General features: G+C 69.6%; 12 protein-coding genes and 2 tRNA genes. 4 read left to right on the top strand and 10 right to left on the bottom strand.

The features are described from left to right. Positions 1–103: 103 nt before the first annotated feature. The 5 genes from clpX to ABT041_RS12205 all read right to left on the bottom strand — a co-directional run bounded on the left by clpX (position 104) and on the right by ABT041_RS12205 (position 4784). Positions 104–1387: an ATP-dependent Clp protease ATP-binding subunit ClpX gene (clpX, locus tag ABT041_RS12225; RefSeq protein ID WP_015033605.1), complete on the bottom strand. Its 1284-nt coding sequence runs from the start codon at positions 1385–1387 to the stop codon at positions 104–106. 174 nt (positions 1388–1561) lie between these two features. After that, complete coding sequence (locus ABT041_RS12220; protein ID WP_030684990.1) at positions 1562–2224, bottom strand: ATP-dependent Clp protease proteolytic subunit; 663 nt, start codon at positions 2222–2224, stop codon at positions 1562–1564. Positions 2225–2289: 65 nt separating this feature from the next. Then, positions 2290–2907, bottom strand: coding sequence for an ATP-dependent Clp protease proteolytic subunit (locus ABT041_RS12215; protein WP_351182970.1), 618 nt, complete (start codon positions 2905–2907; stop codon positions 2290–2292). Between the two features lie 240 nt (positions 2908–3147). Continuing rightward, positions 3148–4536: a trigger factor gene (tig, locus tag ABT041_RS12210; RefSeq protein WP_351182969.1), complete on the bottom strand. Its 1389-nt coding sequence runs from the start codon at positions 4534–4536 to the stop codon at positions 3148–3150. Positions 4537–4707: 171 nt separating this feature from the next. Beyond that, a tRNA-Pro gene (locus tag ABT041_RS12205) sits at positions 4708–4784 on the bottom strand. 132 nt (positions 4785–4916) lie between these two features. Here ABT041_RS12205 and ABT041_RS12200 point away from each other — a divergent pair. Beyond that, a tRNA-Gly gene (locus tag ABT041_RS12200) sits at positions 4917–4987 on the top strand. A gap of 56 nt (positions 4988–5043) precedes the next feature. Here the strand turns inward: ABT041_RS12200 and ABT041_RS12195 are convergent. Further along, positions 5044–5238: a hypothetical protein gene (locus ABT041_RS12195; RefSeq protein WP_030684996.1), complete on the bottom strand. Its 195-nt coding sequence runs from the start codon at positions 5236–5238 to the stop codon at positions 5044–5046. A 299-nt stretch (positions 5239–5537) separates the two neighbouring features. On the opposite strand from ABT041_RS12195, the gene ABT041_RS12190 reads away from it, so the two are divergent. After that, positions 5538–6632 (top strand): acyltransferase family protein, encoded by a 1095-nt coding sequence (locus tag ABT041_RS12190; RefSeq protein WP_351182966.1) that lies wholly within the window; start codon positions 5538–5540, stop codon positions 6630–6632. Here the strand turns inward: ABT041_RS12190 and ABT041_RS12185 are convergent. Next, entirely contained in the window at positions 6589–7734 is a 1146-nt protein-coding gene (locus ABT041_RS12185; RefSeq protein ID WP_351182964.1) for a PP2C family protein-serine/threonine phosphatase, read from the bottom strand. The genes ABT041_RS12190 and ABT041_RS12185 overlap by 44 nt on opposite strands. A gap of 107 nt (positions 7735–7841) precedes the next feature. Between ABT041_RS12185 and ABT041_RS12180 the strand changes: the two genes are divergently transcribed. After that, positions 7842–9071 carry a GNAT family N-acetyltransferase gene (locus ABT041_RS12180; protein ID WP_351182962.1) on the top strand — a complete coding sequence of 410 codons (1230 nt, stop codon included), beginning with the start codon at positions 7842–7844 and terminating at the stop codon, positions 9069–9071. Positions 9072–9154: 83 nt separating this feature from the next. On the opposite strand, the gene ABT041_RS12175 is transcribed toward ABT041_RS12180, so the two are convergent. Continuing rightward, complete coding sequence (locus tag ABT041_RS12175; protein WP_351182960.1) at positions 9155–9964, bottom strand: Fpg/Nei family DNA glycosylase; 810 nt, start codon at positions 9962–9964, stop codon at positions 9155–9157. Then, positions 9964–10458 carry a ribose-5-phosphate isomerase gene (locus tag ABT041_RS12170; protein ID WP_041129238.1) on the bottom strand — a complete coding sequence of 165 codons (495 nt, stop codon included), beginning with the start codon at positions 10456–10458 and terminating at the stop codon, positions 9964–9966. Before ABT041_RS12170 ends, ABT041_RS12175 begins: the two co-directional genes overlap by 1 nt. Positions 10459–10654: 196 nt before the next feature. Here ABT041_RS12170 and ABT041_RS12165 point away from each other — a divergent pair, with 196 nt between their 5' ends. Further along, positions 10655–12109 carry an amino acid permease gene (locus ABT041_RS12165; protein WP_351182958.1) on the top strand — a complete coding sequence of 485 codons (1455 nt, stop codon included), beginning with the start codon at positions 10655–10657 and terminating at the stop codon, positions 12107–12109. Between the two features lie 123 nt (positions 12110–12232). Here ABT041_RS12165 and ABT041_RS12160 read toward each other — a convergent pair whose 3' ends face one another. Continuing rightward, complete coding sequence (locus ABT041_RS12160; RefSeq protein WP_351182956.1) at positions 12233–12826, bottom strand: biotin transporter BioY; 594 nt, start codon at positions 12824–12826, stop codon at positions 12233–12235. Positions 12827–13071 lie beyond the last annotated feature (245 nt).

Here is a 13071-nt window from a genome sequence, read left to right as displayed (position 1 = left end):
AATTCCCCCCACCCCCCCCCCCCCCACGCCAAGACCCCCGCCCCCCACCGGCGTCGGGCCCGCCCCGCCGGCCGGCGGGGCGCCCCTCCCATGTCCGTACGGCTCAGGCCGACTTCTCGTGCCTGCCGTCGTTCTTCACGATCCGCGGGACCAGCGTCGGGTTGACGTTGTTGCGGACGACGTCGGCCGTGATGACCACGCGGGCCACGTCCTTGCGGGACGGGACCTCGTACATGACCGACTGGAGGACCTCCTCCATGATGGCGCGCAGACCGCGCGCGCCGGTGCCGCGGAGGATCGCCTGGTCGGCGATGGCCTCCAGGGCCGGGCGGTCGAAGTCCAGCTCCACGCCGTCGAGTTCGAAGAGGCGCTGGTACTGCTTCACCAGCGCGTTGCGCGGCTCGACCAGGATCTGGAGGAGCGCCTCGCGGTCCAGGTTGTGGACGGAGGTCAGCACGGGGAGACGGCCGATGAACTCGGGGATCATCCCGAACTTCACCAGGTCCTCCGGCATGACCTCCTGGAACTGGTCGCTCGCCTCGATCTCGCGCTTGGAGCGGATGGTCGCCCCGAAGCCGATGCCCTTGGCGCCCGCCCGCGACTCGATGATCTTCTCCAGGCCGGCGAAGGCGCCGCCCACGATGAAGAGCACGTTCGTCGTGTCGATCTGGATGAACTCCTGGTGCGGGTGCTTCCGTCCGCCCTGCGGGGGCACCGAGGCCGTCGTGCCTTCCAGGATCTTCAGGAGGGCCTGCTGCACGCCCTCACCGCTCACGTCACGCGTGATCGACGGGTTTTCGCTCTTACGGGCGACCTTGTCGATCTCGTCGATGTAGATGATCCCGGTCTCGGCCTTCTTGACGTCGTAGTCCGCGGCCTGGATCAGCTTGAGCAGGATGTTCTCGACGTCCTCGCCGACATAGCCGGCCTCCGTCAGCGCCGTCGCGTCGGCGATGGCGAACGGGACGTTGAGCATGCGGGCCAGGGTCTGGGCCAGGAGCGTCTTTCCCGAACCTGTCGGCCCCAGCAGCAGAATGTTGGACTTCGCCAGTTCGATGGCGTCGTCACGGCCCTGCGCGCCGCCGTTCTCGCCGGCCTGGACGCGCTTGTAGTGGTTGTACACCGCGACCGAGAGGGCCTTCTTCGCGGGCTCCTGCCCGACGACGTACCCCTCGAGGAACTCGTAGATCTCGCGGGGCTTGGGGAGTTCCTCCCACCGCACCTCGCTCGTCTCCGCGAGTTCTTCCTCGATGATCTCGTTGCAGAGGTCGATGCACTCGTCGCAGATGTACACACCGGGTCCCGCGATGAGCTTCTTCACCTGCTTCTGGCTCTTTCCGCAGAACGAGCACTTGAGCAGGTCGCCGCCATCACCGATGCGTGCCACGAGGTGCTTCCCCTTCGCCTGGGAGCGCTTGGTTCAGCGACTCCTGGTGCCTCATATTCGACGGTACCTTGCCGGGCCCCCCGTTCGGGCCCCCCTTGGCACGGTTCACATGGTCGCGATTCGGCCACAGGGGCTTCGCGGGCCCTGCGGACCGTGCCGAGGGAAGGTCGGGCGTCAGCGCTCGGCGGAGGCCGTGCTCTTGCGGGTCGAGACGATCTGGTCGATCAGGCCGTACGCCAGGGCGTCCTCGGCCGTCAGGATCTTGTCGCGCTCGATGTCGTCGCGGATCTTCTCGATCGGCGTCGAGGAGTGCTTGGCCAGCATCTCCTCGAGCTGGCTGCGCATGCGCAGGATCTCGTTGGCCGCGATCTCCAGGTCGGAGAGCTGCTCACGGCCGGTGCCGCCGGAGGGCTGGTGGATCAGCACGCGGGCGTTCGGCAGGGCCATCCGCTTGCCGGGGGTGCCGGCGGCGAGCAGCACGGCCGCGGCGGAGGCCGCCTGGCCCATGCAGACCGTCTGGATGTCGGGCTTCACGAACTGCATCGTGTCGTAGATGGCCGTGAGCGCGGTGAAGGAGCCGCCCGGGCTGTTGATGTAGATCGAGATGTCGCGGTCCGGGTCCATCGACTCCAGGCACAGCAGCTGCGCCATGACGTCGTTGGCGGAGGCGTCGTCGATCTGCACGCCGAGGAAGATCACGCGCTCCTCGAACAGCTTCGCGTACGGGTCGTACTCGCGGACGCCCTGCGAGGTGCGCTCGACGAAGCGCGGCACGACGTAGCGGTTGTCCATCGGCGCGCCGGTGTAGAGGCCGCTCGGGGAGAGGTTGTTCTGCATCTGGGTGTTCACCGTCCTGGTGGCGTTCAGAGGGGGCTGGGGGCTCTTCGGCGGGCTGCCGGCGCTCAGGCGCCCGTGCCGCCGCCGCCCGGAACACCCGCGGCGTGCGTGATGATGTCGTCGATGAGGCCGTACTCCTTGGCCTCCTCCGCCGTGAACCAGCGGTCGCGGTCGCCGTCGCGGATGATCGTCTCGACGGTCTGGCCGGAGTGGTGCGCGGTGATCTCGGCCATGCGCTTCTTGGTGCGCAGGAGGTACTCGGCCTGGATCTTGATGTCGGAGGCGGTGCCGCCGATGCCGGCGGAGCCCTGGTGCATCAGGATGTCGGTGTTCGGCAGCGCGAAGCGCTTGCCGGGCGTGCCGGCGGTGAGCAGGAACTGGCCCATGGAGGCCGCCATGCCCATACCGATGGTGACGACGTCGTTCGGGATGAACTGCATGGTGTCGTAGACCGCCATGCCGGCCGTCACCGAGCCGCCGGGGCTGTTGATGTACAGGTAGATGTCCTTCTCCGGCTCGGCGGCCAGGAGGAGCATCTGCGCGGTGATCTTGTTGGCGATGTCGTCGTCGACCTGCTGGCCGAGGAAGATGATCCGCTCGCCGAGCAGCCGGTTGTAGACATGGTCGCCGAGGCCGCCACCGATGGACGGCTCACCCGCGGCGTAAGGCTTCAGATTCGTCACGTATCCACCTGCTCGTCTCCGACGGCCCCGGGCCGTCTCAGCGTCTTGTTCTGAGGGCAGTGCCCTCGTATTCATGGACCCTAACGCGCAGGTCGGACAACGCCATCCCGGTTCCCGAACTGTTCGCTGGGAGCGCAAGGTAGTTGGGGACGTGTAAGGGGGTCCCGGTACGTCCACGGGCCCGTACGCACAGGAGTGCGCACGGGCCCGTGGAGCAGGGTCCGCCGGGGGCGGGGGCCCTTACTTGTCCTCGGAGACCTCGGCCTCGCCGGTGACGGCCTCGACGGCCTCGGCGGCGGCCTCGACGACCTCGTCCTCGTCGTCGGAGAGGTCGACGACCTCGCCGTTGGTGTCCTTGACCGTGGCGGCCTCGACGACGACCGCGAGGGCCTTGCCGCGGGCGACCTCGCCGACGAGCATCGGGACCTGGCCCTGCTGGGCCACGGCCTGGGCGAACTGGTCGGGGCTCATGCCGGAGGAGGCGGCACGGCGGAACAGGTGCTCGGTGAGCTCCTCGCGGGAGACGTCGAGCTTCTCCTTGTTGACGAGCTCATCGAGGATGAACTGCGTCTTGATGCCCTTCTCGGCCTGCTCCTTGGTCTCGGCCAGGAACTCCTCCTCGGTCTTGCCCTGGATCTCCAGGTACTTCGCGAGGTCGAGGCCCATCTGGCCGAGCTGGTGGTGCTCCAGGTTGTGCTTGCGGGTGTTGATCTCGTCCTCGAGAAGCTTCTCGGGCATCGGGACCTCGACCAGCTTGAGGAGCTCGTCGAGGACGCGCTCCTGGGCCTGGGTGGCCTGGTCGAACTGCTTCATGTTCTCGAGGCGCTTGCGGCTGTCGGCCTTGAGCTCGTCGAGGGTGTCGAACTCCGACGCCATCTGGGCGAACTCGTCGTCGAGCTCGGGGAGCTCACGGGCGGCGACGGTGGTGACCTTGACGGTGACCTCCGCGTCCTTGCCCTCGGCGGAGCCGCCCTTCAGCTGCGAGGTGAAGGTGGCCTCGCCGCCGGCCTCGAGGCCCTTGACGGCCTCGTCGATGCCGTCGAGGAGCTCGCCGGAGCCGATGGTGTACGAGACGTCCGAGGCGACACCGTCGGGCAGGACCTCGCCGTCGACCTTGGCCTCGAGGTCGATGGTGACGACGTCGCCGTCCTGGGCGGCGCGCTCGACCGGGGAGGTCGAGGCGAAGCGCTCGCGGAGCTGCTCCACGGACTTCTCGACGTCCTCGTCGGTGACCTCGACGGCGTCCACGGTGACCTCGATGCCGGAGTAGTCCGGGATCTCGATCGTCGGGCGGACGTCGACCTCGGCGGTGAAGGCCAGCAGCTCGCCGTCCTTCAGCTCGGTGATGTCGACCTCGGGCTGGCCGAGCGGGTTGACCTCGGCCTCGTTGACGGCCTCGGTGTAGAACTTCGGGAGCGCGTCGTTGACGGCCTCCTCCAGCACGGCGCCGCGGCCGAACCGCTGGTCGATCACGCGAGCAGGGATCTTGCCCTTACGGAAGCCCTTGACCGTGACCTGCTGGTTGATCTTCTTGTACGCCGCGTCGAGGCTGTCCTTGAGCTCCTCGAAGGGCACCTCGACAGTGAGCCGAACCCGGGTCGGGTTCAGGGTCTCCACGGCGCTCTTCACGGTTCGGTCTCCTTGTGGCTGATTCCTGGAATCCGCCGGGGCCGCGTGTGGCGGTTCCGGCGGGTCGGCCCGGTCAGAAAGACACACGGGCACGCAGCTTGCATAGTAACCGCAAGCGGGATGACGCCCACAACGTGATCAAGAACGCGCGTGGTCAGCGCGTGATCGTCATGGTCGGGGTGGCGGGATTTGAACCCACGGCCTTCCGCTCCCAAAGCGGACGCGCTACCAAGCTGCGCCACACCCCGTCGGTGCGACACGTAGGGTACATGGACGGGGACTGTGCGGCGCCCCCTGTTTTACGGGTGTGCGCGGAAGGCCCCTGACCGGCTACCATGCTCCTCGTGCCGCGGTCCTCGTGACCTGCGGCGCGATGCTGTGCGGGTGTAGCTCAATGGTAGAGCACTAGTCTTCCAAACTAGCTACGCGGGTTCGATTCCCGTCACCCGCTCTTTCATACGGTTCGGGCCCGGTTCCTCGTCGAGGAGCCGGGCCCGAACCGCATGGTCAGAACTTTATGGACCCCACGGTCTGGGTTATCGAGTCCAGGAAGCGCTGGATGTCGTCGGCCATGCCGGTGGAGGCGAGGAAGAAGCCGAAGAGGACCGCGACCACGGCCGGGCCGCCCTTGAGGTTTCCCCCTCGGATCAGCACCACCAGGATGATTGCCAACAGCAACACCACAGACAGTGAAATGGCCACAACTGATCACACCCTCGGTCGGTCCCACCTTGCCCACCAGGGAGCCCCTGTCTCGGAACACCCCCCGCTGTCTCCATCGTGCCACCAACCCCCCTGCCCCCGCTGCAGGGTGACGAATCGTCGGCCGCGGGCACCGGAAAGGGAGAGGATTGCCACACCCGTACAACCAGGGGCCGATTGCGGTGTTTTGAGGGTTTTGCACCGCAGCCCACCATCCCCTTTCGAGGCGGTTTACCCCTTCTTGCCCCCTTTGTTCCACATGCTTTTCGGACAGCTGGCTCACAGCTAGCGTCTCGGCAATGTCGTCCACCACCCACCCAGGAATCACCGCCACCCCCCTCCGCAGCGCGCCCGCCCCCAGAGTCGGGCGCCGGCGTGACCCGTACTTCGACAACGCGAAGTACCTCGCCATCCTGCTCGTGGCCGTGGGGCACGTGCTCCCCGTGGTGGTGGAGGGCAGCCGGACGACCAGAACCCTGTACATGCTGGTGTACGCCTTCCACATGCCGGCCTTCGTCCTCATATCCGGCCACCTCTCGCGGAGCTACACCGGAAGGCCCGACCAGCTCCGGCGCCTGCTCACCGGGGTCGTCGTGCCGTACCTCGTCTTCGAGGTCGCGTACACGCTGCTGATCCGCTGGGGAGCGCAGCCCGAGCGGCCCTACAGCCTGCTCCACCCCTCGTACCTGATGTGGTTCCTGATCGCGCTGTTCGTCTGGCGGGTGACCGCCCCCTTCTGGTCGGTCATCCGTCGGCCCGTGCCCGTGTCCATCGCGATCGGGGCGCTGGCGGCGATCACGCCCGGCCTGGACGGCGTCATCGGCATGCAGCGGGTGCTGCAGTTCCTGCCGTTCTTCGTGATCGGGCTGCGGATGCGGCCGGAGCACTTCCTGTTCCTGCGGCGGCGGCCGGTGCGGATCGCGGCCGCGCTGGTCTTCGCCGGCGCCCTGCCCTTCACGTACTGGGCGACCGCCAGCATCCACATGACCTGGTTCTACCGGACCGTGAGCGCCCAGGAGATGGGCGTGGCCTGGTGGCCCGGGCTCATCCGGGTCGGCGCCCTGTTCGTCTGCACGCTGATCCTCACGGCGGCCTTCCTCGCCCTGGTCCCCGCCCGGAAGCGCTGGTTCACCGTCCTCGGCTCCGGGACCATCTGCGGCTATCTGCTGCACGGGTTCCTCATCCGGGGCGGGCAGTACTCGGGCTTCTTCGACCAGTACCCGTTCCTTGCCACGCCGGGCGGCCGGGTCTTCCTCGCCGTGACGACGCTCGCCGTGATGACGCTGCTGTGCACCCCGGTGGTGCACCGGATCATGAAGCCGGTGACGGAGCCGGAGCTGGCCTGGGCGTTCAGGAAGGACGCGAAAGAAGGAGAAGCGCCCGGTCGTCGTTGACGTCCTTGGCGACGGCCTCGATCAGGTGCCAGGCGACGCCCTCGAAGCCCTCGGCGACGCAGCGGTCGGCCTCGCCGGTGAGGCGGTCGATGCCCTCGGCGATGTCCCGGTCGGCGGCCTCCACCAGACCGTCGGTGAAGAGCATCAGGACGCCGCCGGGGCGCAGCGAGCCCTTGACCGGGTGGAACTCCGCCCCGTCGTAGACGCCGAGGAGGGGTCCGTCGGCGGCCTTCTCCTCCCAGCGGCCGCTGCCCGCGTGCAGCTGGAGGGCGGGCAGGTGGCCGGCGGAGAAGAGCTCGTAGTCGCCGGACTCCAGGTCGAGGACGAGATGGATCGAGGTGGCGAAGCCCTCGTCCCAGTTCTGGCGGAGGAGGTAGCCGTTCGCCGCCGGCAGGAAGCCGTGCGGCGGGAGCGAGCCGAGGAGGCCGCCGAAGGCGCCGGAGAGCAGCAGGGAGCGGGAGGCCGCGTCCATGCCCTTGCCGGAGACGTCGGTGAGGACGACCTCCAGGGTCCGGCCGCCGTGGGTGCGGGCGGCGACGACGAAGTCGCCCGAGAAGGACTGGCCGCCGGCCGGGCGCAGTGCCATCTCGCGGTGCCAGCCCTGCGGGAGCCGGGGCAGCGCGCTCTGGACGCGGATGCGCTCGCGCAGGTCGAAGAGCATGGTGCCGCCGCGCCGCCAGGGCACGCCGACCCGGGCCCTGAACTGGGCGATGAGCAGCCCGAAGAGCCCGCAGGCGGCGACGACCAGGACGGTGCCGGGGGTGACCCTCGCCGGACCCTGGGTGTACGGGCCGAGGACGACGGACTCGACGATGAGCGCGCCCGCGGCCGCCGCGTACAGGCCGAGCAGGCTGGCGGGGCGCAGCAGCAGGCCGCCGGCCACGATGGGCAGGACGAGCGCGGCGGGTGCGCACCAGACGGGGTTGAGCAGGGTCCCGACCGCGATGGCGGGGATCATCAGGAGGAGTCCTGCGAAGGCGAGCCAGTCGGCGCCGTCGCCGCGGAAGTAGTCGACGGCGGATCTGCGCAGCGCGACGCGGGCCCGGCGCACGCGCCTGCGTGTCCGGGCCGCGTAGGTGTTCACTCCGGCACGCTGTCCCATTGGCCTGGACCCTATCCATCCCGTCGGACATCGTGCAGGGGTACCCCAGGTGACAATGTGCGTGAAATCGGGTCGCCCCGGGCGCGCGCCGCTGATATCGATGGCATATGACGACTGAACTGCGGGTTCTCGACCCGTCGGAGTGGGACCGCTGGTACGGGGTGCTGGAGCTCGCGTTCGGCGGTGTGGCCGAGTCGCCGGAGGAGCGGGAGCTGTATCGCGGTCTGACCGAGTTCGACCGTTCCATCGGCGCGTGGGACAGCGACCTGTGCGTCGGTACGGCGGGGGCGTTCACGTTCCGGCTGACGGTGCCGGGCGGGGCGTCGGTCCCGGCGGCCGGGGTGACGATGGTGAGCGTGGCCGGAACGCATCGGCGGCGCGGGATCCTGACCTCGATGATGCGGCGGCAGCTGGACGACGTACGGAGCTGGGGCGAGCCGCTGGCGGTCCTGACGGCCTCCGAGGCGGAGATCTACGGCCGCTTCGGCTACGGCGCGGCGACCTACACGGCGCACGCGACCATCGACAGGACCCGGGTGCGGCTGACCGTGCCGGAGGGCGTGGACGGCGTGCGGCTGCGGGTGACGACCCCGGAGGAGGCGCTGGAGGCGACCGAGGCGGTGTACGCGGAGCTGGTCCCCGGGCGGCCCGGGATGCTGGCGCGGCGGCCGGGCTGGGAGCGGCAGGCGCTGCTCGACCCGCCGGGCGACCGGGGAGGTGCCTCGCCGCGGCTGTGCGTGCTGGCCGAGCGGGGCGGTGAGGTCGTCGGGTACGCGCACTACGCGATCAAGCCGGACTGGTCCTTCGCCGGTGCCGACGGTTCCGTCTCGGTGCACCAGCTGGCCGGGCTCGACCCGGTCGCGGAGGCGGCGCTGTGGCGCTACCTGTGTTCGGTGGACCTGACCACGAAGGTGAAGGTCCACAGCCGGCCGGTGGACGACGCCTGGCAGCACCTGGTGACGGAGGTGCGGCGCTGCGAGCCGACGCTGCGGGAGGGGCTGTTCGTGCGGCTCGTGGAGGTGGGCGCGGCGCTGGAGGCGCGGACGTACCAGGCGCCGGTGGATGTGGTGTTCGAGGTCGCGGACGCGTTCTGCCCCTGGAACGAGGGGCGGTGGCGGTTGACGGGGGACGGGAAGGGGGCGACCTGCGTGCGCACCGGGGACGCGCCCGATCTCGCGCTGTCCGTACGGGAGTTGGGGGCGGCGTACCTGGGCGGGACCTCGTTGGTGTCGTTGGCCGCGGCCGGGCGGGTGCGGGAGCTGCGCGGGGGCGCGTTGGTCGAGGCCTCGGTGGCCTTCGGCTCGCCTGTCGCGCCGTGGCTGCCGCACGGGTTCTAGGGGCGGGGCGGCAACGGGCCGGGCGCCGCCCTCGGGGTGTTGCCCACCCGTTCCGCCCCTGCGGAACGTACGCCCACAACAGGTCAGCGCTGCTGGCAGCCGGGGCACCAGAAGAGGTTGCGGTTGGCGAGGTCCGCCGTGCGGATCTCCCCGCCACAGATGTGGCACGGCATGTTCGCCCGGCGGTAGACGTAGACCTCGCCGCCGTGGTCGTCCACCCGGGGCGGGCGGCCCATGGCCTCCGGGGTGTGTTCGGGGCGGACCGTGTCGATGCGGTTCAGGCGGACGCCCTCCCGCATCAGCGTCGCCAGGTCCTCCCAGACCGCCGTCCACTCCCCCGCCGTGAGGTCCCTGCCCGCGCGGTACGGGTCGATGCCGTGCCGGAAGAGGACCTCGGCGCGGTAGACGTTTCCGACGCCCGCGACGACCTTCTGGTCCATGAGGAGCGCGGCGATCGTCGTGCGGGACTTCGAGATGCGGTGCCAGGCCCGCGCCGGGTCGTCGTCCTCGCGGAGCGGGTCCGGGCCGAGGCGGTCGTGTATCGCCCGCTTCTCGGCGTCCGTGATCAGGGCGCAGGTGGTGGGGCCGCGCAGGTCGACGTACCCCTCGGCGTCGGCGAGCCGCAGCCGGACCGTGTCCGCGGGCGGCGGCGCCGGGGCGTCGCCGAAGTTCACCTTGCCGAAGAGACCCAGGTGGATGTGGATCCACTCCTCGCCGGGGAAGCCCAGGAAGAGGTGCTTGCCGTGGGCCTCCGTCGTCTCCAGGACGGTCCCGTCGAGCAGGGCCGCCGAGTCGGCGAACTTGCCCTGCGGGCTGGAGACGCGCACGGGCCGGCCGCCGAACCTTTCGCGGTGGTCGGCGGCCAGCCGGTGGATGGTGTGCCCCTCGGGCATCAGGCGGTCGGCTCCTGCGGGTGGTGCGCGGGGATCGGCGGGAGCTCACCGGTGGTCTCGTACTTCGACAGCATGTCGATCCGGCGGGTGTGACGCTCGTCACCGGAGTACGGGGTGTTCAGGAAGATCTCGACGAACTTGGTCGCCTCTTCCTGGGTGTGCATCCGGCCACCGACGGAGATCACGTTGGCGTTGTTGTGCTCGCGGCCGAGGGCGGCGGTCTGCTCGCTCCAGGCGAGGGCGGCGCGCACCCCCTTCACCTTGTTCGCGGCGATCTGCTCGCCGTTGCCGGAGCCGCCGATGACGATGCCCAGGCTGTCCGGGTCCGCGGCCGTCTTCTCGGCGGCACGCAGGCAGAACGGCGGGTAGTCGTCGAGGGCGTCGTAGATGTGGGGACCGCAGTCGACGGGCTCGTGGCCGTGGGCCTTGAGCCACTCGACGAGGTGGTTCTTTAGTTCAAAGCCGGCGTGGTCGGAACCGATATAGACGCGCATGATGCCGAGTGTGGCACGTCAGGGCCCGGGTAGCAGGCAGCGGGGTCGGGACCTTCACCCGACCTGGTACGGACCTTCGACTCTCGCGAGGTCGCCCGTACAACGATCCGGAACGAGGTCTTCCGATCATCCCTGTTCACGGGGTTCAATGCTTGGGCTCGCGACCCGAGCAGCCCCCACACACGAAAAGGCGTCGATGAACACGCAACCGACCCTGACGAAGGACGGCCACGAGACCGGCACCACCGGCGGCTCGCAGTCCTCCGACGGCCTCAAGGCCGGGCTCAAGAACCGCCACCTGTCGATGATCGCGATCGGCGGCGTCATCGGCGCCGGTCTCTTCGTCGGCTCCGGCTCCGGCATCGCCGCGGCCGGCCCCGCGATCCTCCTCTCGTACGCACTCGTCGGCGCCATGGTCGTCTTCGTGATGCGGATGCTCGGCGAGATGGCCGCCGCCCGCCCGTCCTCCGGCTCCTTCTCCGCCTACGCGGACCAGGCCCTGGGCCGTTGGGCCGGTTTCAGCATCGGCTGGCTGTACTGGTTCTTCTGGGTCGTCGTGCTCGCCGTCGAGGCGACCGCGGGCGCCAAGATCCTGGAGAGCTGGGTCCCGGCCGTGCCGCAGTGGGGCTGGGCGCTCATCGTGATGGTGGTGCTCACCGCGACCAACCTGGGCTCCGTCGCCTCGTACGGCGAGTTCGAGTTCTGGTTCGCCGGCATCAAGGTCGTCGCCATCGCCGGCTTCGTGGTCATCGGTCTGCTCGCCGTCTTCGGCGTGCTGCCCGGCTCGGACAACCCGGGCGCCGGATTCGCGCACCTCACCGACAGCGGGGGCTTCTTCCCGATGGGCGCGGGCGCGGTCCTCACCGGTGTGCTGATGGTCGTCTTCTCGTTCATGGGCAGCGAGATCGTCACGCTCGCCGCCGGCGAGTCGGAGGACCCGCAGAAGGCCGTCACCAAGGCCACCAACAGCGTGATCTGGCGGATCGGCGTCTTCTACCTGGGCTCGATCTTCGTCGTCCTGACGCTGCTGCCGTGGAACGACAAGTCGATCGTCGACAAGGGCTCGTACGTCGCCGCCCTCGACTCCATCGGCATCCCGCACGCCGGCCAGATCATGAACGTGATCGTCCTGACGGCCGTCCTGTCCTGCCTCAACTCGGGCCTCTACACGGCCTCCCGCATGGCCTTCTCGCTCGGCCGGCGCGGTGACGCACCCAAGGCCTTCGCCAGGACCAACAAGCGGGGCGTGCCGACGGCCGCGATCCTCGGTTCGGTCGTCTTCGGCTTCGTCGCGGTCTTCTTCAACTACAAGTGGCCCGACACCGTCTTCGCCTTCCTGCTCAACTCCTCCGGCGCGGTCGCGCTCTTCGTCTGGCTGGTCATCTGCGTGACCCAGCTGCGGATGCGCGGCATCATCCTGCGGGAGTCGCCGGAGAAGCTGATCGTGAAGATGTGGCTCTTCCCGTACCTGACCTGGGCGACCATCGCCATGATCGTCGGCGTCCTCGGCTACATGGTCGTCGACGGCGGCAGCAACCGTGAGCAGGTCGTGCTGTCCCTGCTCGTGGCCGCGTTCGTGATCGCGATCGCGCTGGTCCGCCAGCGTCTCGGCAAGAACGTCGCCCCGGCCGAGGAGCTCGAGCGCGTCTAGCTTCCCGGGCGTACGAAAGGGCCCTGCCGCTCCCCCGAGCGGCAGGGCCCTTCGCGTATGACTCCGGGGTCAGCCCTTCGCGTACGGCTCAGGGGCTCAGCCCCTGGGACACGACTCCGGGGCTCAGCCCTTGCGGCCGACGAGCTTCCAGGCGGCCGGCAGGGCGCCCATGGCGAGCGCGGCCTTGAGGGCGTCGCCGATGAGGAACGGCGTGAGGCCGGCGGCGACGGCCTGGCCGAGGGTCATGCCGTTGGCGACGGCCAGGTACGGCACGCCGACCGCGTAGATGATCGCCGAGCCGAGCACCATGGCGCCGGCGGTGCGGAGCACGGAGCGGTCGGCGCCGCGGCGGGCGAGGGCGCCGACGACGGTGGAGGCGAGGAGCATGCCGAGGATGTAGCCGAAGGACGCCATGCCGTAGCCCGAGGTGGCCCCCGCGAACCACGGGACGCCCGCCATGCCCGCGACCGCGTACAGGGCGAGGGCGAGGAAGCCGCGGCGGGCGCCGAGCGCGGTGCCGACGAGCAGGGCGGCGAAGGTCTGGCCGGAGACCGGGACCGGGGAGCCGGGGACCGGGACCGTGAGCTGCGCGGCGAGGCCGGTGAGGGCGGCGCCGCCGACGACCAGGGCGATGTCGCGGGCGCGGCTCGCCGGGATCAGGTCGGCGAGGACGGTGCCCGCCCGGAGGGAGCGGACGGGGGCGGCGGCGGTGCTCATCGGTACTCCGCGGGGTGAGGGTGCAAGGGACAGGTTGACGCTATGCCAGGAGTGAACGAGCGATCACCGTCAGCCGCCGACAAAGCGCGGGCCGAGCACTTCATGGGGTTCCGACAAAGGTCGGATTTCATGCCTCGCACCACGTGACCCTTGTCACTGGGAAGGCCACGACAGACGCCCCTTTTGCGCCAGGGGAAGGTCAACGGAGAGACTGTGGAGTCTCCATAAACCTGCAGAGAGCGCGA

The organism is Streptomyces sp. NPDC002825 (genome assembly GCF_040295385.1).
In the GTDB taxonomy this organism is placed as follows: domain Bacteria; phylum Actinomycetota; class Actinomycetes; order Streptomycetales; family Streptomycetaceae; genus Streptomyces.
Note: the sequence above shows the minus strand (reverse complement) of the source record. Positions and strands in the feature narration are given on the sequence as shown.

Bases quoted from the DNA above. Each gene is read 5' to 3' on its own strand.
- ABT041_RS12220 (WP_030684990.1), bottom strand. From the start codon at position 2,224: ATGCAGAACAACCTCTCCCCGAGCGGCCTCTACACCGGCGCGCCGATG.
- ABT041_RS12190 (WP_351182966.1), top strand. From the start codon at position 5,538: ATGTCGTCCACCACCCACCCAGGAATCACCGCCACCCCCCTCCGCAGC.
- ABT041_RS12185 (WP_351182964.1), bottom strand. From the start codon at position 7,734: ATGGGACAGCGTGCCGGAGTGAACACCTACGCGGCCCGGACACGCAGG.
- ABT041_RS12180 (WP_351182962.1), top strand. From the start codon at position 7,842: ATGACGACTGAACTGCGGGTTCTCGACCCGTCGGAGTGGGACCGCTGG.
- ABT041_RS12175 (WP_351182960.1), bottom strand. From the start codon at position 9,964: ATGCCCGAGGGGCACACCATCCACCGGCTGGCCGCCGACCACCGCGAA.
- ABT041_RS12170 (WP_041129238.1), bottom strand. From the start codon at position 10,458: ATGCGCGTCTATATCGGTTCCGACCACGCCGGCTTTGAACTAAAGAAC.
- ABT041_RS12165 (WP_351182958.1), top strand. From the start codon at position 10,655: ATGAACACGCAACCGACCCTGACGAAGGACGGCCACGAGACCGGCACC.
- ABT041_RS12160 (WP_351182956.1), bottom strand. From the start codon at position 12,826: ATGAGCACCGCCGCCGCCCCCGTCCGCTCCCTCCGGGCGGGCACCGTC.